The following is a 19,825-nucleotide window of genomic DNA, read 5'->3' as shown; positions in this document are numbered from 1 at the left end:
CAGCCGGGGCCACCCAACGCTGGTTCTGTTAAGCCCGGGGGCTAGAAATCACCGCCGCCGCCGGAGTCCCCGCCCCAGCCGCCGCCGCCATCTCCGCCCCAATCGCCGCCTCCGCCGCCGTCGCTGTGTCCGCCGCCCCAGCCACCGCCGCCGCCAAGAATGGAGTTAATGAGGATGCCGCCAAGAATGGCTCCACCGAGCCCGCCACCGCCACCGCCGCCGAACATGCCGCCGCCGTAGCCTTGGTTGGCATAGCCCTGATTGCCGTAACCGAAATTGTCGACGTCCGCTTGCGCCAAATGGGCCGCCTGCACAGCAAGGGCGTGCGCCTGCTGGGCGTAGGTGAGTGCCGTCACCGGATCAGTGCGGGAGATGGACAGCGCATAGTCGAGATTTCGCTGCGATTCCGCCAAACGCGTCCTGGCCTCTGTACCAACGCCGCCACGGCGTGCGGTGATGTAATCCGAGGTGGCGCTGATCTGGGCCTGCGCTGCCATGATGGCCTGCTGCAGGGAGGCCTGAGCGCGCCGTGCCTGCTCCTGCTTGTCACGGATGCCTGTCAGCGCCTGGTCCAGTGACTGATGGGCGGTTTCGACGCGCTGCAGGGTGGCGATCGGATCGATCTTGCCGCCGTCGATTTCCGATTTCACCTGGCCCAGAACGGCTTCTACTCCAGCCACAGGTCCTGCAAGCTCCGGATGAGCGCCCGACTGGACCATGGCCCGTGCCTGTGCGAGGTCCTGGGACGTGTCCACTACGGCTGCTTCGAGTCCCCGGTGTGCCTCGTCCAGGCTGCCGGACACCTTGGTGATGGCATCAAGCAGGATGTTGGTCTGGTGGAGTCCTTCCTCAGCTGCACGGACGGCCACTGCAGCCAGTCCGGCCTCTCCGGCGTCGAGCTTTTCCCTGCCCGAGCCAACCGCGGTGCGCACGAATTCGATGCGTTCCTTGGCCTGGCTGATGTTGTCCGATACCTGGACCAGGGCGCTTTCGGCGTACTTGGTACGCAGGATTTCGAGCGATTGCTCAGCGCCGGAGATCTTGGACGCTGCCTTCTGCAGTCCATCCTCAACGTTGGCGAGTGCCCGGGGAGCGTTCTTTTCCAGTTCGCGGAGGGAATCGAAGTCCGCCTTCTGCTCCTCGAGGGATGCCATTGCTGCCTCTGAACGGCGAATAATTTCGCCTAGCCAGCTGCGCTGCTGTTCTTCGGTATCCGGGATGTGATCGTCCAGCTGCTGCTGCAGCTTGAAGGACTCGCTCATATGCGCCTTGGCATCCTTCAACGCCTTGGTGAAGTTTCCGACGGCGGCATCCCCGTATTGTGCCTGCGCGAAGCCGAGTTCCTGCTCACTGGAGGTGATGGCGTTGTCTGCTTCGATCAGCAGGGAACCACTCTTCTTGCGAAGGTCCTCGATGCTGAGACCGGCCAGCGGGTCAGCCTTCTGCCCCTGCGCGACATGTCCGGTGCCGGCGCTCTGGTTGGCCTGGCCGGCCTTCTTCCGCCGGTTGCGCAGGTAGAGGTAGGTTCCTACGCCGCCGGCTGCAACCACACCGGTTCCGACCAGGACTGCGGCGCCGTTACCCGATTCGTCCAAAGTGCCCTTGCCGCCCCCTGCAGCGTTACCGACGCCGGCGGCGGCATCGATAGCGGCCTGGGCGTAGTCCTGGTTGTTAAGCTGCGGGAAGATCACCTCAGACTCGATAGTGCGGCGCTTTTCGGGGGTGATCTTACTGTTGTTGGGCGCATCAAGGATGTACTGGCGGCCCTCAGTTGCGACAGCCAGAATCAGGGCGTTGGAGCCGAGACTGGCGTCGGTAGCAACTTTCTCCGTCCACTGCTCAGGGTCATTGGGATTCTCAAAGGTGTCCACGAACACAACATTGAGAATCAGCGAGTGGTCGGTACCCAGCTTCTTGATGGCCTCTTCGACCTCACCCGCGCGACCACCCAGGACTCCCGCGGAGTCCACGATCTTGGTGTCCTTATTCAGGGTGACGGGGTCCTCAGCCCAGGCTGCAGCGGCCGGAACCGTCAGCAAACCGGCAAGGCCGAGGACGGCGAGAATACCTTTGAACTTTGACCGCATGTGCAACCCTTCAGCACGCCAGACACCGATCCGGGACGAATCGGTCGTCGCAGAATCCAGCAGCGCCCCCGCGCAGGTGTGTAGCCGCAGGTCGCTGTGGCATTCCATTTGATTCTATGGTGCCCCGGATATCCCGTCCACAGCGCCGAATATGCCACCAGCGAAACCCTTCAGGACGAGGCTTGAAAGCGGCGCCGGGCCTGAAAAGCTCTCAGGAAGCTTCCAGCAAATGCTCGCCCGGATCCCAGCAGGAGGGTCCATAGTTAATGGCAGACGAGCACGAGAGGAATTCCAATGACTGAGAACCCGAGGCAAGACGAACGACCGGAAAACGACGGTCCGGTGAACGACGTTCCTGAAAAGGCAGCACCGGCCCGCGACGGTCAAAACCACGCGGCAGCAGAGAACCCGACAGCGCCGATTGACAGTTCCGCAGTACCGAACCCCACCGTCCCCATCGAGCGGCGCGATGAAGCGACGGGCTCATGGTCCCAGCCGCAGCCCCAGTACCCGGCCCGGGAGCCTTTCGGAGCTCCGGAGCACGCAGCTGCCCGGGGCGCGACGCCTGGGCACTCAAACCAGCAGTACTTCAACCAGCAATACTCCCACCAGCAATATCCCGGGCAGCAGCATTCAACTCCGGGAAGCAGCTTTGGCCCCGCGTACACCCAGCCCAAGCGCAAGGCAGCCTTCGGGGTCGGTACCCTGGTGGCCAGCATCCTGGCGGCCGGCCTGGTGGGTGGCGGCGTCGCGGCGGTGGGCCTCGGGAACGGTTTCGACAACACCAGTGCACCCCTCAGCGGCAGCTCGCGGCAGGAAACCGTGATCGTCAACAACACGGACAGCGTCAACGAGATCACAGCGGCGGCCCTGAAGGCAACGCCGAGCGTGGTAACCATCAGCGCCAGTAGCGGAGGTCAAGGCGGCACGGGCTCCGGCATCGTCCTGGATGATGAAGGCCATATCCTGACCAACACCCACGTGGTCACGCTGGATGGCGCTACGGCGAACGCGAATCTTGAAATCCGCACCTCGGACGGCCGCGTTATCGCGGCTACCTTGGTGGGAACAGACCCGTTGTCCGATTTGGCTGTGATCAAGGCCAAGGATCCTTCCGGCCTGACCCCTGCCACTTTGGGTGATTCAAGCGCCCTCAACGTCGGTGATACTGCCATTGCCATTGGTTCCCCGTTGGGCCTCACTGGCACCGTTACCGACGGCATCGTATCCACGTTGAACCGGACCATCAGTGTTGCCTCTGCCGCTGCCCCGGAAAACGGCGATGAGACCGAAGGTGAGGACGGCGAAGGCTTCCAGTTCGCCCCGCCCGGGGGAGGTACACCGAACGCGGCCAGCAGTTCGATCGCCATCAACGTCATCCAGACGGACGCGGCGATCAACCCCGGCAACTCAGGCGGCGCGCTCGTGAACAGCAAGGGCGAGGTCATCGGCGTCAATGTTGCGATCGCTTCTGCGGGCTCCGAGGCTTCCTCGAGCACGGGCAACATCGGAGTCGGCTTCAGCATCCCGATCAACCATGCCAAGCGCATTGCCCAGGAAATTGTGGACAATGGCGAGGCCAGTCACGGCCAGCTTGGCGTCAGCGTGAAGGGAAAGACTGCTTCCTCGACCCCCTCGGAGTTCTCAGTAGGCGCCGAAGTAGCCACTGTGGAAAGGGGGTCAGCTGCGGACAAGGCCGGCATCAAAGTCGGCGACGTCATCACCCGGCTGAACGACCGGGCGGTCGGTGAGCCGAACCAGCTCACCGCGGCAGTCCGGGAACAAGCGGGCGGTGCGGAGGTCAAGGTGACGGTGTTACGGAACGGCCAGGAACAGACCCTGGACGTCACTCTCGGAACTGCCGAAAACTGACAGGTCAGGCGGCCCCCGGGCCGACCTGAAAAGCAAGGCCCGACGGCGGCGACTTCCTTCCAGAAGGGGGTTGCCGCCGTCGGGCGTTGCCTGGAGACCTGCCGGCGAGACATGGGCGTTAACGCGGGCGGGAACATGTCCGGGCTTTGTGGTTAGCTAGGAGCTACCCGTGACCCGGGCAGTCCATGGCTACGCCCCCCAACGGGGCTGGCTACCGCAAACATGGAAGGCTGCTGTAGAAACAGTGGGAGACACATTGAAGATCATCGTCCTGGTCAAGCATGTACCGGACGCCCAGTTCGACCGACACCTCACTGGCGGGGGCCACACGATGGACCGCGCGGAGAGCATTCTTTCGGAACTGGACGAGTACGCCCTGGAAACGGCCCTGCAGTTGACTGAGGCGCGGGGCGGCAGCAAGGCAGGCAACCAGGTCATCGCCCTCAGTATGGGGCCTTCCGGTGCAGTGAATGCCGTCAAGAAGTCCCTGCAGATGGGTGCCACCGAGGGCTTCCACGTCATCGATGATGCGCTGGCGGGCTCCGATGCCGCAGCCACCTCGCTGGCGCTGGCGGCAGCCATCCGGCACCTCGCGGCCAGCGGGCAGGTGGACCTGGTCATTACCGGGATGGCCTCCACCGATGGCGAGACTTCGTTGGTTCCGGCGCAGCTGGCGGAGCGGCTGGGGTTGCCCCAGGTCACCTTTGCCTCATCGGTCGATGTGCAGGGAAACACCCTGGTGGCGCGTCGCGACGGCGACTTCTCCACCGACTCCATCGAAGCCTCACTGCCTGCCGTGGTTTCCGTCACGGACCAGATCAATGAACCCAGGTACCCCAACTTCAAGGGAATCATTGCCGCCAAGCGCAAGACCATCACGACGCTGACGCTTGCGGACATCGGGGTGGATCCTGCCCAGGTGGGCCACGCCGGGTCCTGGACCACCGTGGAATCCGCCGATTCGCGGCCGCCCCGCACCGCGGGAACCATCATCACTGACGAGGGCGACGCCGGCATCAAGCTGGTGGACTACCTGGCCGCCCAGAAGCTGCTCTAAGGGGAACCCACAGACATGGCAAAAGTACTTGTATTCATCGACAACCCCGGCGATGCCCTGAAAAAGGGGAGCCTGGAGCTGCTGACCATCGCGCGCGGGCTGGGGGAGACGGCAGTCGCGGTCAACGGCAGCACAACGTCCGACATCGAATCCGAGCTGGGCAGCTACGGCGCCACCACGATCTACCGTCCGGCCGCTACCGGACTTGATGACTTCCTGGTGGGGCCGAAGGCTGGCTTCCTGTCCGCAGCGGTGGAGGCAGCTGGAGCAGACACAGTCCTCCTGGAGAACTCCGCCGAGGGCAGGGAGATCGCAGCACGGACGGGCATCCGGCTCAGCGCCGGCGTCATCACCGACGTCGTGGCCGTGGACCCGGACCGTTCCGCCCATAAATCGGTACTGGCCGGTTCCTACACCACTGTCTGCCGGGCCACGACGCCGGTCGCCGTCCTCACTGTGAAGGCAAATACCGTCACGCCGGCACCGGCACCGGCCCCTGCACAGCCGGCCAGCCTCACGGTTCAGATACCGCAGGATACGTTGTCCTCAGCAGCCAGGGTGACGTCACGCACGCCTAAAACGGCCAGCGGCCGTCCGGACCTCGTTGATGCACGGATCGTGGTTGCCGGCGGGCGCGGAGTCGACGGCGACTTCGGTCCGGTTGAGGAGCTTGCTGACGCGCTGGGTGCCGCGGTTGGGGCTTCCCGTGCTGCCACAGACGCAGGCTGGATCAGCCACGATGCCCAGGTTGGCCAAACCGGCAAGACCGTCTCGCCGGAGCTCTACATTTCGGCAGGTATTTCGGGCGCCATCCAGCAGAAGGCCGGAATGCAGACCGCCAAAGTGATTGTGGCCGTCAACAAGGATGCCGAATCGCCGGTCTTCGAAATTGCTGATTTCGGAATCATCGGCGACCTCCACACTGTGCTTCCCCAGGCTGCACAGGAGATCCGGAAACGACAGGGTTCGTAGTTGTCCCCTGAACCGAACTCCGCTCAACCGGCGCAGAGCCCGTTCAACCCGGCCGTAAACCGGGTTGAACGGGTGCTTTGTTTTGCCGCCCATCCTGACGACATCGACTTCGGTGCTGCCGGCACGGTCGCGGCCTGGACCGCTGCCGGGGTCAAGGTCAGCTACTGCATCATGACCGACGGCGACGCCGGTGGCTTCGACCCGGAAAACCGGGACGGTATCACTGCATTACGGGTTGCGGAACAGCAGGAAGCGGCAGGCCTGGCCGGGGTCTCCGATATTCACTACCTCCACCAACGTGACGGGTACCTGGAACCCTCGCACGAGGTGATCCGCGCCGTGGTGAAGCTGATCAGGGAGGTGCGGCCCGACGTCGTGCTTTCCCTGCACCCTGAACGGAACTGGAACCGCCTGCAGAAGAGCCACCCGGACCACCTGGCGGCAGGAGAGGCCGTAACCCGGGCCATCTACCCGGCCGTGGAGAATCCCTTTGCTTATCCTGAGCTTGCGGCTGCCGGGCTGGAAGCGTACAAAGTTCCGTGGCTCTGGCTGTTCGCCGGTCCTGAGGAACGCGAGAACCACTTTGTGGATGTGTCGGCCTTCATGGACACCAAGCTCAAGGCCATCCATGTCCACGTCTCCCAGCATCCCGATGCCGAAGCAATGGAAGAAGTAGTCCGGGCCACGCTGCTGCGCAATGGCCGGCGGGCGGGGCTGCCCGAAAGGGCAGGCGCGGAGGCCTTCCACGTGGTGCAGGTCAACGGACCGGACACGATCGCGGGGTTCTAATACTTTGCGGGGAAGTTACATCCTCGCCCCGGCGAATCCGTGCTGGCGCCACGCTTCATACACCGCTATCGACGCTGCATTGGCGAGGTTCAGCGAGCGCAGCGCCGGAAGCATGGGCAGCCGGAGCGTTTTGGTGACGTGTGGATCCCGCTTGATGTCTTCCGGAAGGCCTGTTGATTCCTGCCCGAACATCAGGACGTCCCCGGGAAGGTAACTGATCTCGGTGTAGGGGGCTTCGCCGTCGGCCGTGAAAGCGTAGACGCGTTCGGGTTGCAGGTGAGCCCAGGCGTCCTCGATTTTCTTGTGGACGGTCACCACGGCGAGGTCGTGATAGTCCAGGCCGGCGCGGCGCAGCTTGGCATCGGAGAAATCAAAACCGAGCGGCTCCACCAGGTGCAGTTCGGCACCCGTGATGGCAGCGAGGCGGATGGCATTTCCGGTGTTGCCGGGAATTTCGGGGGCGTGGAAAAGGATGCGGAACACCGTCCAATCCTAAACTGCCTAGTGCATGCCCCTCAGCAGCCGGGCCAGGACCGGCACGTTGACCGTGTTGGGCGTCGGGCCGGAAGAAAGGAACTCCTTCAGCCCGCGGCCCAGCCCGGCCGCGTTGACGACTTTGATGGGGGACGCGGCCGATGTGCTTCGCCGGTGTTGGTCGATGATGGGCTCGTGCGGGTTCCCGCCAGGGCTCAGCACCACAGTCCAACCGGTCACGTTCAATTCCGGGAACACTTCCTGCATTGCGCGGACCGTTTGGGTCAGCTGCGGCGGGGCCACCGAGCGTCCACCATGCCTGAGGGTCTGGCCGTCCCAGGCGTATGCGCCTTTGGGAAGCAACATGGAACCAACCAGTGCCAGGCGGTAGCCGGACAGTACGGCATGGTCGATGTGGCTGTTGTCGGCTGGGGATTGCAGGCCATTAACCAGCCGGGCTGCGGGAATGGCGGACAGCACCTGCCGGTCAATGAGCTGGACGGTCTGCAATTCACGCTGGATGCGTGCTTCGGCTCCGAAGATTCCGCGCTTCCGCGGCATGCCGTGGACCTGCCGGCTGGCCTCCGCCAACGGAATCAGCGGCACCTCGGCAACGGCCGAACCCGGCTCAGGGTAGGGCGGCCAGTACACGGGCGGCTCGCCGGCAGTGTTGCGTGACGCTGTGGGCCGGTGGATGGTTGCCGAGGCGTGGCTGCCTGCGGCCGGAGCATCAAAATGGGCTTCCTGGGACTCCTGCTCGGCGGCAGGGCCGGTGCCGCGGGCATAGGAGCGGTCGTAGGCACGCCTGCGCGCGGGGTCGATCAGGGTTTCGTAGGCCTGCGTTATCCGCCGGAATGCCGCGGCATCGCCGCCATGGTCCGGGTGGGCCAGCCTGGCGGCCTTACGGTATGCCACCTTGACCTCCTTGTCCGTTGCGGTAACGGCAATACGGAGGACCTGGTAGTGCGAGATGGTGCTCTCAGTCAAGCAAGTATCCTTCGGTTCCGGTGGCCCTGCCCCGTCGCCGGGGAGGGCACGCCCATAGTAACGGGCCTGCTAGCTCAACGATTGCACGGATGCCCGGGGTTCCCTGTAGGCACTGATCCGCTACGCCCGCGGCATAATCCGCAGCTGTGGTTTCAGGTTGGCCTTGCCGAAACCGGCCGCGGCCCCGTCTAGAATCTTTCAGGGACGGCAGACCGGACCCGCCATGACTTAGTGGGGTAGATGTGGACGAGACGAACAAGAGGCCCGGGCAGCGGAACCGGCTGCGGCGCCGCCGGGTGTTCAGGCCCTTTCTGCTTGGTGTTGTTGTCCTGGCCGCCTCCGGCTGCTCCGTTGACATTCCGGACCCCACCGCACCTGTGTCCGTGGCTGCCACTCCCGGGCTTGCCACGCCGACCATCACTCCAGGACACGACGCTGCGGCAGTCGCGGCCGCAGACATGCCGTTTGCTGCCGGCGGGACGCTGGCCAGGGGGGTACCGGTAGGTATCTCGGATGGGCTGAAGGAGGCGCCGGGCTGGACACTGGTCAAGGAGAACGTGGCAGGGGAATCCCAGTATCAGCGGGGCGATGGCTGCCTGGTGGCAGCTAAAGTGCGCACCAACCAGTGGCCGCTCGTGTCCACGGATGACCACGCCTCAACCGTTGCGCTCTTCAAATACCTGGACGCCACCATCCTGCCGGAGTACCTCACCACCCAGACCTTGCGGTGGGGCGGCGACCTGGACAAGCCGGGACCCGCCGTCGAAGTTCTCCAGCTTGGGCGGCCTGCCGCCGGTGGCGCCAAACCTACGGCAGTACTGGCGCGGCTCTTCGGCACCGCTGGTTCCAGTGTCTATATCTCGATTACCTGTAACGACGCCGCAGCTGTCGCCAGCGCCCGTACAGATGTTCAGGAACGCCTCCTGGTGGTTCCGCCCTCGAGCTGATGGGGAGGTGCAGCCTCCCCACTGCCGATTCAGCGCCCGGGTGCCAGCATCCTACGCCAGGAACGCGGCTAGAATTGGGGGGTGCCTGTTTACCTTGACCACGCCGCCACCACGCCTCTGTCTGCTGGGGCGCTGGCCGCTCTGACGAGGGAACTAACCCGCACAGGCAACCCCTCTTCCCTACACGGGGCAGGCCGCCGCGCCCGCCGTTCGGTGGAAGACGCCCGCGAAACCATTGCCGCGGCAGCCGGAGCCCATCCCTCGGAAGTGATCTTCACCTCCGGAGGCACCGAATCTGACAACCTCGCAGTGAAGGGGCTGTACTGGTCGCGGACCGCTGAAAACCCGTCACGACGGCGCATCCTCTGCTCCGCCGTCGAACATCACGCGGTGCTGGACACCGTGGAGTGGCTGGAGCGGCATGAGCACGCGCAGGTCACCTGGCTGCCGGTGGACAGCGAAGGGGTGGTGGACCTGGACGTCCTTGAGTCTGAACTCGCTAACGACCCCCAAAGCATCGCTCTCGTTTCGGTGATGTGGGCCAACAACGAGGTGGGAACCATCCAGCCGATCAGCCACATCGTGGAACTGGCGCACGCGGCAGGAGTTCCGGTCCATTCCGACGCCGTGCAGGCCTTCGGCTCGGTGCCGGTTGACTTCAGGGCCTCCGGGCTGGACGCCATGTCCATTTCCGGCCACAAAATCGGCGGCCCGGTGGGCGTTGGCGCGCTGCTGCTGGGGCGTGCCGTGAAGCTCACACCCGTCCAGCATGGCGGCGGGCAGGAACGGGACGTGCGGTCAGGGACCCTGGACACCGCGTCCATTGCCGCCTTTGCCGCGGCGGCCCAGGCCGCCACAGACGCCCTTTCCGCGGAGTCTGCCCGGATCAAGGCCCTGCGGGCTGAATTAATCGACGGCGTCCTGTCGGCAGTACCCGAGGCTGTCTTGCGCGGTGCTCCGGGAGATGGCCGGCTTCCCGGAAACGCCCATTTCACGTTTCCCGGCTGCGAAGGCGATTCGCTCTTGTTCCTGCTGGACCTGGCCGGTGTGGAGTCCTCCACCGGATCTGCCTGCACGGCGGGAGTGCCGCGGCCCTCACATGTGTTGTTGGCCATGGGACTTGACGAGGAAACCGCCCGCGGAGCCCAGCGGTTTACGTTGGGCCACAGCTCGACAAAGGCCGATGTCCAGGCCCTGCTCGCCGCGCTGCCCAACGCGTACGCCCGGGCCCGGCAAGCCGGAATGGCGGGGCACGAATCGTCGATCCAGACGGCCGGCACCGTGGGGCGCAGCGGGCTCTGACAGTTTCTTTCCGGCTGCCTGGATGCCGGCCAGGCGGTCCGATAATCGCGGCTTGTGCGTTGAGGCCCTAGAATGTTAAGGCAGGTTGAGGCCTGCGATGACCTCCCCACCTTCCCACCAGAAAGCCAGCATGCGAGTCTTAGCAGCCATGAGCGGCGGAGTCGACTCCGCCGTAGCCGCAGCACGAGCCGTGGAGGCGGGTCACGACGTGGTCGGGGTCCATCTGGCGCTGTCCCGCATGCCCGGGACGTTGCGCACCGGCAGCCGGGGCTGCTGCACCATCGAAGATTCCCGCGATGCCTGGCGGGCCTGCGATGTGCTGGGTATCCCGTACTACGTGTGGGACTTCTCGGAGCGCTTCAAGGAAGACGTGGTCCAGGACTTCATTGATGAGTACGCCGCCGGTCGAACTCCCAACCCCTGCATGCGCTGCAATGAGCGCATCAAATTCGCTGCCCTGCTGGAAAAGGCCATTGCCCTCGGTTTTGACGCCGTCTGCACCGGGCACTATGCCAAGGTCATCAAGGATGTTGACGGAAATCCGGAACTCCATCGCGCCGCAGACTGGGCCAAGGACCAAAGCTACGTGCTGGGTGTGCTGACCCACGAGCAGTTACAGCACTCCATGTTTCCGCTCGCGGACACCCCGTCCAAGGCAGAGGTACGTGCAGAAGCCGAGCGCCGGGGGCTTTCTGTCGCCAACAAGCCCGACAGCCACGACATCTGCTTCATTCCCGACGGCGACACCGCCGGCTGGCTCGCGGAAAAGATCGACATGACCACCGGTGACATCGTGGATGAGACCGGGGCCAAGGTGGGCGAGCACCCTGGAGCCAACGCCTTCACCGTGGGCCAGCGGCGCGGCCTGAAGCTGGGTACTCCAGCTGCCGATGGCAAGCCACGCTTTGTTCTGGAGATCCGCCCCAAGGAGAACAAGGTAGTGGTTGGCCCCGAGGCACTCCTCGCCATTGATGAGATCCGGGGCATCAAGGTTTCCTGGGCAGGGCTTCCCATTGCAGAGATCGGTACCGGTGCGGAATTCGACTGCTTCGCCCAGGTGCGCGCGCACGGCGATCCTGTTCCAGCCACCGCTTGGATGGAACGCACTGGCGATCATGACCCGGAAGCGTCGGCCAAACTGGTCGTCCGGTTGACCAATCCACTCCGCGGCGTGGCACCCGGGCAGACGGTGGTCCTTTACCAGGGCAGCCGGGTGCTGGGCCAGGCGACCATCGACACCGCACGGTCATTGCAGCGCGCCGAGCTCGGCTGATTTGCCCAACTACCGGGTACGGGAAATAACCCAAGGATCCGGTACTGAGAGCCGACTCGTGTAAATTTTGTGTCTCGAGTCACAGGAATCGCGCAGATTTGCCGTTTCATATGAAAACTTTCTGGTTGAATCAGGGAATCAGATCCGCTTGCCGCCCCCGGGTCCACAGATTCCCGGGCGGACGGCTGGCGTCTATTCATCGAACAGAAAGTTCAAGGATGACTACGCTCAACAAATCCCTGCACAGTGCCATCGCGCTGGCAGGCGTTTCCGCGCTCGCGCTGACTGCCTGCACGGGCCCCACCGGCGGTGGCGGAGACGCTACCGACGCTGCCGGGGGTGCCATTACCTTCGGTACCACCGACAAGGTGGTCACCCTCGATCCCGCCGGTTCCTACGACGGCGGCTCCTTTATGGTGATGAACCAGATTTATCCCTTCCTGCTGAACTATGCTCCCGGAACGGCCGATGCCACCCCGGACATCGCCGAGTCAGCGTCGTTCACCAGCCCCACCGAGTACACGGTCAAGCTCAAACCGGACCTCAAGTTCGCCAATGGCAACACCCTTGATTCCTCCGATGTCGTGTTCTCCTTCGAGCGCGTTGTAGCCATCAACGATCCCAACGGCCCGGCATCGCTGTTGGCCAACATGGAAAAGGTGGAAGCCCAGGATCCCACCACGGTGGTATTCACCCTCAAAGCGGCAGATGACCAGGTTTTCCCCGGCGTCCTTGCTTCCAACCCGGGACCGATCGTCGATGAAGATGTCTTCCCGGCTGACAAGATCATGGACGATGACGCGATCATCGAAGCGAAGCCATTCGCCGGCCAGTACACGATCGACAGCTACCAGAAGAACGAGCTGGTGAGCTTCAAACCCAACGCTGAGTACAAGGGCCTGCTCGGTCCTGCAGCCAACAGCGGCGCCACGCTGAAGCACTACGCTGATCCGAACAACCTCAAGCTTGATGTCCAGCAGGGGAACATCGACGTCGCCGGCCGGATCCTCACTGCCACGGACGTCGCCGATCTCGAGAAGGATTCCAAGGTCAAGGTGCACAAGGGACCGGGCGGCGAGCTTCGCTACATGGTCTTCAACTTCGACACCATGCCGTTCGGTGCAAAGACGCCCGAGGCTGACCCCGCCAAGGCCCTGGCCGTGCGCCAGGCCGTGGCACACCTCGTGGACCGCGACGTCATCGCATCGCAGGTGTTCAAAGACACTTACACTCCCGTCTACTCCTACGTGCCGCAGGGCTTTGAAGGAGCAACCGAACCACTCAAGAGCCTGTACGGGGACGGTAACGGCAAGCCCAGCCTCGACAAGGCAAAGCAGGTGCTGGCGGATGCCGGTGTGACGTCGGCGGTGGACCTTAAGCTGCAGTACACGGACCGTTATGGAACCTCTGCGGCTGACGAGTACGCCCTGGTCAAGGAGCAGCTGGAAAAGTCAGGCCTCTTCACCGTTGACTTGAAGTCCACTGAATGGACCACCTACACCAAGGAACGCCGCGCAGACGCCTATCCCGTCTACCAGCTCGGCTGGTTCCCGGACTACTCGGATGCGGACAACTACCTCACCCCGTTCTTCATCCCGGGCAATTTCCTTGGCAATCACTATGAGAATCCGGACGTCACCGAGGTCATCAACAAGCAGCTGGTCACCACTGACAAGGCAGAGCGCGCCACACTGATCGGCGAAGCCCAGGAAGCCATCGCCGAAGACCTCTCCACGCTGCCGCTGCTGCAGGGTGCCCAGGTCATGGTGGCAGGTACAGATGTGTTGGGCGTCGAAAAGACGCTGGACGCATCGTTCAAGACCCGTCTTGGCGTGATGTCCAAGTAAGGGTTCCAACCATCCTGTTCTGACCGCACGCGGGGCGGGACGCCCGTAGGCGTCCCGCCCTTCGTGTGGCCGAGGTGCCCGCCCCCTACAGGGAGAAGCGGGTGCCGGCCATGACAATCCGAGGTAAGAATGACAACACTGATAGAGGCGCCGCCAAACGATGCGGACGGACTACTTCCAGCCTCCAAGAAATCATCAGGCGGGGGACTGGGGCAGTACATCCTGGTCCGGTTCCTGCTGATCTTTCCCACCATCTTCATCCTGGTCACCATGGTGTTTTTCCTGATGCGCATCACCGGAGACCCCATCACCGCGGCCATGGGCGGGCGGCTGCCCCAGGAGCAGCTCGAGGAGCGGATCCACAGCGCCGGCTATGACAGGCCCGTGCTCATTCAGTACTTCGAGTACCTGGGCCAGCTCGCTACCGGCAATTTCGGCCGCACCATCACTGACAACCGTGCCGTCTCGGAAATGCTGACCACGTACGGCGCGGCAACCCTGGAACTTACCATCAATGCCCTGCTGGTAGCCCTGCTTGTAGGTATTCCGCTGGGCATGGTTGCGGCCCATCGGCGCGACAAGGCCCCTGACGCTGTGCTCCGGGTATTCGCCATCCTCTGCTATGCCACCCCGGTGTTCTTCGCCGGCATGCTGCTGAAACTGACGTTCTCAGTCTGGCTGGGCTGGCTGCCCGTGGCCGGCCGGGCCAGAACCTCCAGTGAACTGGCCCTGACCTCACTCGCATCCCCCACCGGCATTTATTGGCTGGATGCCCTGCGCAGCGGCAACATGGCGGCCTTCGCCGATGTTGTCTCGCACGCCATACTGCCGGCCGTGGCACTGGGCTTGCTGACGGCGGGGATCTTCCTGCGGCTGGTGCGCACCAACGTGATCGGCACGCTGGGCAAGGACTACATCGAAGCCGGCCGTTCACGTGGCGTGAGCGAGTTCCGGCTGGTGACTAAGCATGCGTATAAGCCGGCCCTGATCCCCATCATCACCGTGATGGGCCTTCAGATAGCAGTGATGCTGGGCGGTGCCGTCCTGACCGAAAAGACCTTTGAATGGAAGGGCCTGGGCTTTCAGCTGGCAAACTACCTGACGGCCCGGGATTTCGTGGCCGTCCAGGGAATCGTAGTGCTGCTCGCCATCATTGTGGCTCTGACCAACTTCATCGTGGACATCATCGCCGCGCTGATCGACCCCCGGGTGAGGTACTGATGACAACGACGCCAAGCCTTGAACCGGTAGTGAATCCGCGGGCTCCCCTTTACCGCCGGCTACTCGTGGTCTCGCACTTTAATAAGAGCGTTGGCCTGCAGCGCGGCATGCTCGTAGCCGGCCTGATCATTACGGCAGGATTTCTCCTGACGGCCATCTTCGCACCGCTGCTGGCACCCTTCGGCTTCGCCCAGCTCTCCGACGCCGACGGCAATTTCCCCACGCAGCAGGCGCCGGGCGGCAAGCACCTCCTCGGCACCACGGTAGGCGGCTACGACGTCCTGTCCCGCGTTGTCTGGGGTTCACAGACGGCCGTGTTCGTGATTGTTGTTGCCGTCACGATGTCGATCATCCTCGGAGTGGTGCTGGGCCTGGTCAGCGGCTACCTCGGCGGTTGGCTGGACCGGATCCTGGTGGTCATTGCGGACGCCGTTTATGCTTTCCCGTCCTTGTTGGTGGCTATCGTGATGGCCATCGTGATCAGCGGCGGGCAGTCCAGCCTGATTGGCGGCATTTTCGCGGCCGGAACAGCTATCACCCTCGTGTTTATCCCGCAGTACTTCCGGGTGATCCGCGCGGAGACCATCAGGCTCAAAGCTGAACCCTTCGTGGAATCGGCCAAAGTGGTGGGGGCATCAAACATCCGCATCATGGCCCGGCACATCTACCGCAATGCCACCCGGACGCTGCCCTTGATATTCACGCTTAACGCGTCCGAGGCTATCCTCACGCTCGCGGGCCTGGGGTTCCTGGGCTTCGGCATCGAACCCAGTTCCGCAGCCGAGTGGGGCTTTGACCTGAACAAGGCGCTCGCCGACACCACGTCCGGTATCTGGTGGACGGGACTGTTTCCTGGTCTTGCCATCGTGCTGACGGTGGTGGGGCTGACCCTGGTGGGCGAAAGCATCAACGACCTCAACGATCCACGGCTCCGTGGCCGCAAGCGGGCGGCAGCGGGTGGCGTACAGCCAACAACACAAGCCGCGCAGCCGGCAACAGAACCCGAAGGCGGACAGTCATGAGCGTCAACATCGACCAGCCTGTCGTGGACCCGACAGACAAGGTACTGAGCCTGAGCCACCTCAAGGTCACGTTCGCTACCGACGGCGGTGACGTCCACGCAGTCAAGGACGTAAGCCTGGACGTAGGGGCCGGTGAAGTCGTGGCCATCGTGGGGGAGTCCGGTTCCGGTAAGACCGTGACCGCCAAGACCATTCTTGGCCTGCTGCCGGAGACCGCAATCAGCAGCGGCGCAGTCCTTATCAACGGAAACAACGTGATCAGCGTCAGCGCAGCAAAGCTGCGGCAGATCCGCGGCCGCGACGTTGCCATGGTATTCCAGGAGCCCTCCACGGCACTGAACCCGGTGTTCACAGTCGGCTGGCAGATCGCCGAGGGCATCCGTGCCCATGCAGGCGGCACGGGAGGGCGCGTCTCGGCCAAGGACGCCAAGGCCAGGGCGGTCGATGCCTTGCGGAAGGTAGGCATTCCGGATCCGGAGCATCGCGTCAACTACTACCCGCACCAGTTCTCCGGCGGCCAGAAGCAGCGCGTCATTATCGCCGCCGCCCTGGCCCTGAATCCGGGACTGATCGTGGCGGACGAGCCAACCACAGCGTTGGACGTCACCGTCCAGGCGGAAATCCTGGAGCTGCTGCGTGACCTCCGGGACCAGTACGGCACCTCCATTGTGCTGATCACGCACAACATGGGAGTGGTGGCCGACCTCGCGGACCGGGTAGTGGTGATGTACCAGGGCGACGTCGTGGAGGAGGCTCCTTCGCGGGCGCTCTTCGCGGAGCCGCAGCAGGAGTACACCAAACGGTTGCTGGCGGCCGTGCCTCACCTGGGACGCAACTCCGCCTCCGAAGGGCTGACCGAACGTGCGCACCAGGGTTCCAAAGTGCTGGTGGAGGCCAGGGACCTCACCATCGAGTATCCAGGCCGCCTGGGAACCCCCGCGTTCAAGGCAGTGGACAGGGTCAGCTTCACATTGTCCGAGGGAGAAGTGTTCGGGTTGGTGGGCGAATCCGGATCAGGAAAAACCACCATCGGCCGCGCCATCGCCGGGCTGAACAAGACCACCGGCGGCAGCCTCAAGGTGCTGGGCTACGAGATGCTGAACCTCAAGGAGCGTACTTTCAAACCGCTCCGGAAGGACATCGGCTTCGTCTTCCAGGATCCGGCGGCGTCCTTCAACCCGCAGCTGACCATCGGTGATTGCGTAGCGGAACCAATGATCATCCATACCAACCCGAGCCCGGCGCAGGCGCGCAAACGCGTGGGTGAGCTGCTTGAGTCAGTCCAGTTGCCGGCGTCGTACGCGGACCGGTACCCGCATGAGTTATCCGGCGGGCAGCGCCAGCGTGCGTCACTGGCTCGGGCACTGATCCTGAACCCGAAGCTGCTGATCGCGGATGAGCCGACGTCTGCCCTGGACGTATCAGTCCAGGCCAAGGTGCTCGAGCTCTTCAAGGAGATACAGCAGGAGTTCGGCTTCGCCGCGTTGTTCATCAGCCACGACCTCGCGGTGGTGGACATCCTTTCGCAATGGGTGGGTGTGCTTTACAAGGGCCGGCTGGTGGAGCAGGGAATCGGCAACCAGGTCATGGGTGATCCCCAGCACGAGTACACGAAGCGGCTGATCGCATCGCTGCCGGTTCCGGACCCGGACGAGCAGGCCAGGCGGCGCGAACAGCACCGCGCGCTGCTGGGCATCTAGGCTGTGGGCGCAGGGCAGGTTTTTCCTGCCCCGCGCCCTAGACTTGGAGCATGACGCAGCAGAATCCCAATGTTCCGGACACCGAACCATACGACGCCACAGCCAGTTCCCTGGCCGGTCAAGTAGACGATTCGGTAATGGCAGAGCTGCTCTCCATCCGCTCCAGCATCGACAACATTGATGCCACGCTGGTCTATCTCTTGGCAGAGCGTTTCAAAGCTACCCAAAAGGTGGGATTCCTCAAGGCCAAGCACCGGCTTCCAGCTGGCGATCCGGGGCGCGAAGCAGCACAGATCGCACGGCTGCGGCATCTCGCCGAAGATGCCCACCTGGATCCGGCCTTCGCCGAGAAGTTCCTGAATTTCATCATCGGTGAGGTCATCCGCCACCATGACGCCATTGCCGAAGACCACGAGTCCAGCCTGCGATGACATCGACCCTCAACGGTAAAGCAGCAGATAGTCCGGTCATAGAGCCCCGCCAGGTCACTGCCACAGCCCTGGGTCCGTGGCCAGGGGAGGATCCGGTAGAGGCCATCAGGATTGTCCGCGGCGAACTGGGCGGTCCCCACCTGCCGTTCCTGCCCGAGCTGCCTGACCGCGGAGTCGGTTCGGATGCGCTGGGCCGCACGGCCTCGCTCCTGGTGGAGCTGGCCGTGGACGTCCAGCCGCACGGCTGGCGGATTGTTGACCGGCCGGGCCAGGACATGCGCCGCGCCCTCTCCGCACTGTCCACCGACATCAACGTGCTCGCCGACGTGGCAGGCGCGGAAGGTGTCCAGGCGCCGGCCTTCAAAATTCAGTTGATGGGGCCGTTAAGCCTCGCGACGGGGCTGCACCTGCACAACGGGGAGCGCGCACTCCTTGACTACGGCGCACGGCGGGACATCGCCGCGTCGCTGGCTGCCGGCGTCGAAAGCCACCTGCGCAAGGTAGCCGCGGCGGTACCTTCGGCCCGACTGGTGGTGCAGGTGGATGAACCGGACATCGCTGCTGTCCTCGCCGGCACCATTCCCACCGCGAGCGGTTACCAGACGCTGCGTTCTTTGGGCAGGCAGGAAGTCACCGAGTCGCTCCGGCTGGTGGTTAAGGCACTGCATGACGCCGGAGCCGCCGAAGTGGTGGTGGCAGTGCCTGAGGTGGAGGCGCCGATCGACATCGTTTTGGCTGCGGGTGCGGACGGTGTGTCCGTCTCCCTCAGGGCACTTACCAGCCGGCAGTGGGAGCAGTTGGCCGCTGCCGTGGAATCGGGAAAACGGCTGTGGGCCGGTGCCGCTGACGTCAGCGGCACCGGACTCCCCGCCCCGGCAGACATTCTGGACGGCGTCTGGCGTCCCTGGCGCCAGGTTGGCCTGACGCCAGACTCCGTTACCGCTGTCCGGCTTACCCCCTCTGCAGGTTTGGCAGGACTGTCGCCCCGGGCGGCAACGGCGGTACTGACCAGCCTGACCCAGGCTGCCGACGAACTCAACCAGCTGGCCCTGGGCTGATCAGCTCCGGCCTTCCCAACGGTCAGGCCGGGCATAGCCGGGAAGGTATCGAGGGTCTGTGGTTGCGGCCGAGCGGCCGCGGTAAGGCCGTAACGAGTAGTCAAAACTGCCGGCATAAACCAGCACCAGCCCCACCTGTGGCTGGATGACTTTCACCTGGATCCGGTGCCTGCCCGAGTCGCCCAGCGAAGGATCCCACCACTGCTCCGCGTAGGCCTTCGCATCCAGGGCAGCCGGCAACGGAATGCGCAGGGGACCAAGGAAGAGCCGGGATGCCGCCGACACCCCGCGCAACCGGCCCGCCATCGATACACCCAGCGAAAGGTCGGTGACCAGGCTGCGGCTCCTGCCCAGGTAGTCCACCAGCCGCGGCCGGGCCGCCGGGCTGCCGGGGTTCCCTTCCAAAAGGCTGGTGGTGTCCTGGAAGAGACGGGTGCGTTCGGGAAACCTGATCTCCCGCCGTGCCGTAAGACTCGAACGCCCGAAAGGATCAAGGTGGGCGTGGTTCTCGATCCGGAAGGCGATGTTCTCACCGTATTCGGGAAACAGCGCTTCCTCCCGGCCAGCCAACCTGAGCAGGGGCCGCAGCCATGCCTGCCGGCAGCCCACCACCTCGAACGTTCCTTCACCCACTCCGTACTGCCCCTGGCCGGGCGCCAGCCTGAAATACTCCTGTACTTCAGGCTGGAGCCGCTGGAATTCTGTGCCCAGCACAGCAGGGTAAATGGCCGGGCTGCCCTCTGGTTCCACGCTCGCGCTCATTGCTGAACCCGTCATTGTCCTGAC

General features: G+C 64.0%; 17 protein-coding genes. 13 read left to right on the top strand and 4 right to left on the bottom strand.

What is annotated here, in order from left to right; all coding sequences use genetic code 11:
• Window positions 1-41: 41 nt before the first annotated feature.
• Window positions 42-2,087 (bottom strand): TPM domain-containing protein, encoded by a 2,046-nt coding sequence (locus ACWA13_RS12290; RefSeq protein ID WP_463934463.1) that lies wholly within the window; start codon window positions 2,085-2,087, stop codon window positions 42-44.
• A gap of 294 nt (window positions 2,088-2,381) precedes the next feature.
• Here ACWA13_RS12290 and ACWA13_RS12285 point away from each other — a divergent pair, with 294 nt between their 5' ends.
• From ACWA13_RS12285 to ACWA13_RS12270, 4 genes are all read left to right on the top strand, one after another.
• On the top strand, window positions 2,382-3,959 hold the full coding sequence (locus ACWA13_RS12285; protein WP_463934461.1) for a S1C family serine protease: 1,578 nt from the start codon (window positions 2,382-2,384) through the stop codon (window positions 3,957-3,959).
• 256 nt (window positions 3,960-4,215) lie between these two features.
• A complete protein-coding gene (locus ACWA13_RS12280; RefSeq protein WP_463937922.1) occupies window positions 4,216-5,016 on the top strand; it encodes an electron transfer flavoprotein subunit beta/FixA family protein in 801 nt (266 codons plus the stop codon).
• Between the two features lie 15 nt (window positions 5,017-5,031).
• Window positions 5,032-5,988, top strand: coding sequence for an electron transfer flavoprotein subunit alpha/FixB family protein (locus ACWA13_RS12275; protein ID WP_463934459.1), 957 nt, complete (start codon window positions 5,032-5,034; stop codon window positions 5,986-5,988).
• Window positions 5,989-6,777 (top strand): PIG-L deacetylase family protein, encoded by a 789-nt coding sequence (locus ACWA13_RS12270; RefSeq protein ID WP_463934457.1) that lies wholly within the window; start codon window positions 5,989-5,991, stop codon window positions 6,775-6,777.
• A gap of 15 nt (window positions 6,778-6,792) precedes the next feature.
• On the opposite strand, the gene ACWA13_RS12265 is transcribed toward ACWA13_RS12270, so the two are convergent.
• Both ACWA13_RS12265 and ACWA13_RS12260 read right to left on the bottom strand, forming a co-directional pair.
• Window positions 6,793-7,260, bottom strand: a complete 468-nt coding sequence (locus ACWA13_RS12265; RefSeq protein WP_463934455.1) for a tRNA (cytidine(34)-2'-O)-methyltransferase — start codon at window positions 7,258-7,260, stop codon at window positions 6,793-6,795.
• Between the two features lie 18 nt (window positions 7,261-7,278).
• Window positions 7,279-8,238: a J domain-containing protein gene (locus tag ACWA13_RS12260; RefSeq protein WP_463934453.1), complete on the bottom strand. Its 960-nt coding sequence runs from the start codon at window positions 8,236-8,238 to the stop codon at window positions 7,279-7,281.
• Window positions 8,239-8,480: 242 nt separating this feature from the next.
• Here ACWA13_RS12260 and ACWA13_RS12255 point away from each other — a divergent pair, with 242 nt between their 5' ends.
• From ACWA13_RS12255 to ACWA13_RS12215, 9 genes are all read left to right on the top strand, one after another.
• On the top strand, window positions 8,481-9,185 hold the full coding sequence (locus ACWA13_RS12255) for a hypothetical protein (protein WP_463934451.1): 705 nt from the start codon (window positions 8,481-8,483) through the stop codon (window positions 9,183-9,185).
• Between the two features lie 81 nt (window positions 9,186-9,266).
• Window positions 9,267-10,487: a cysteine desulfurase family protein gene (locus ACWA13_RS12250; RefSeq protein ID WP_463934449.1), complete on the top strand. Its 1,221-nt coding sequence runs from the start codon at window positions 9,267-9,269 to the stop codon at window positions 10,485-10,487.
• A 130-nt stretch (window positions 10,488-10,617) separates the two neighbouring features.
• Window positions 10,618-11,760: a tRNA 2-thiouridine(34) synthase MnmA gene (mnmA, locus tag ACWA13_RS12245; RefSeq protein WP_463934447.1), complete on the top strand. Its 1,143-nt coding sequence runs from the start codon at window positions 10,618-10,620 to the stop codon at window positions 11,758-11,760.
• Window positions 11,761-11,978: 218 nt separating this feature from the next.
• Window positions 11,979-13,607, top strand: coding sequence for an ABC transporter substrate-binding protein (locus ACWA13_RS12240; RefSeq protein WP_463934446.1), 1,629 nt, complete (start codon window positions 11,979-11,981; stop codon window positions 13,605-13,607).
• Window positions 13,608-13,736: 129 nt separating this feature from the next.
• Window positions 13,737-14,828, top strand: a complete 1,092-nt coding sequence (locus ACWA13_RS12235) for an ABC transporter permease (protein WP_463934444.1) — start codon at window positions 13,737-13,739, stop codon at window positions 14,826-14,828.
• Entirely contained in the window at window positions 14,828-15,850 is a 1,023-nt protein-coding gene (locus ACWA13_RS12230; RefSeq protein ID WP_463934442.1) for an ABC transporter permease, read from the top strand. The genes ACWA13_RS12235 and ACWA13_RS12230 overlap by 1 nt, the downstream gene beginning before the upstream one ends.
• The gene (locus tag ACWA13_RS12225) at window positions 15,847-17,550 is read left to right on the top strand and encodes an ABC transporter ATP-binding protein (protein ID WP_463934440.1); all 1,704 of its coding nucleotides are present in this window, start codon (window positions 15,847-15,849) and stop codon (window positions 17,548-17,550) included. The genes ACWA13_RS12230 and ACWA13_RS12225 overlap by 4 nt, the downstream gene beginning before the upstream one ends.
• A gap of 50 nt (window positions 17,551-17,600) precedes the next feature.
• On the top strand, window positions 17,601-17,981 hold the full coding sequence (locus ACWA13_RS12220; RefSeq protein WP_463934438.1) for a chorismate mutase: 381 nt from the start codon (window positions 17,601-17,603) through the stop codon (window positions 17,979-17,981).
• Window positions 17,978-19,039 carry a uroporphyrinogen decarboxylase/cobalamine-independent methonine synthase family protein gene (locus ACWA13_RS12215; protein ID WP_463934436.1) on the top strand — a complete coding sequence of 354 codons (1,062 nt, stop codon included), beginning with the start codon at window positions 17,978-17,980 and terminating at the stop codon, window positions 19,037-19,039. Before ACWA13_RS12220 ends, ACWA13_RS12215 begins: the two co-directional genes overlap by 4 nt.
• Here ACWA13_RS12215 and ACWA13_RS12210 read toward each other — a convergent pair whose 3' ends face one another.
• Entirely contained in the window at window positions 19,040-19,816 is a 777-nt protein-coding gene (locus tag ACWA13_RS12210; RefSeq protein WP_463934434.1) for a DUF4166 domain-containing protein, read from the bottom strand.
• Window positions 19,817-19,825 lie beyond the last annotated feature (9 nt).

Source organism: Pseudarthrobacter sp. TRD_SC_9, assembly GCF_055361265.1.
Note: the sequence above shows the minus strand (reverse complement) of the source record. Positions and strands in the feature narration are given on the sequence as shown.

Excerpts from the sequence above, each read along its gene's own strand:
- ACWA13_RS12275 (WP_463934459.1), top strand. The coding sequence starts at position 5,032 with ATGGCAAAAGTACTTGTATTCATCGACAACCCCGGCGATGCCCTGAAA.
- ACWA13_RS12285 (WP_463934461.1), top strand. The coding sequence starts at position 2,382 with ATGACTGAGAACCCGAGGCAAGACGAACGACCGGAAAACGACGGTCCG.
- ACWA13_RS12225 (WP_463934440.1), top strand. The coding sequence starts at position 15,847 with ATGAGCGTCAACATCGACCAGCCTGTCGTGGACCCGACAGACAAGGTA.
- ACWA13_RS12220 (WP_463934438.1), top strand. The coding sequence starts at position 17,601 with ATGACGCAGCAGAATCCCAATGTTCCGGACACCGAACCATACGACGCC.
- ACWA13_RS12235 (WP_463934444.1), top strand. The coding sequence starts at position 13,737 with ATGACAACACTGATAGAGGCGCCGCCAAACGATGCGGACGGACTACTT.
- mnmA (WP_463934447.1), top strand. The coding sequence starts at position 10,618 with ATGCGAGTCTTAGCAGCCATGAGCGGCGGAGTCGACTCCGCCGTAGCC.
- ACWA13_RS12230 (WP_463934442.1), top strand. The coding sequence starts at position 14,828 with ATGACAACGACGCCAAGCCTTGAACCGGTAGTGAATCCGCGGGCTCCC.
- ACWA13_RS12290 (WP_463934463.1), bottom strand. The coding sequence starts at position 2,087 with ATGCGGTCAAAGTTCAAAGGTATTCTCGCCGTCCTCGGCCTTGCCGGT.
- ACWA13_RS12240 (WP_463934446.1), top strand. The coding sequence starts at position 11,979 with ATGACTACGCTCAACAAATCCCTGCACAGTGCCATCGCGCTGGCAGGC.
- ACWA13_RS12215 (WP_463934436.1), top strand. The coding sequence starts at position 17,978 with ATGACATCGACCCTCAACGGTAAAGCAGCAGATAGTCCGGTCATAGAG.
- ACWA13_RS12210 (WP_463934434.1), bottom strand. The coding sequence starts at position 19,816 with ATGACGGGTTCAGCAATGAGCGCGAGCGTGGAACCAGAGGGCAGCCCG.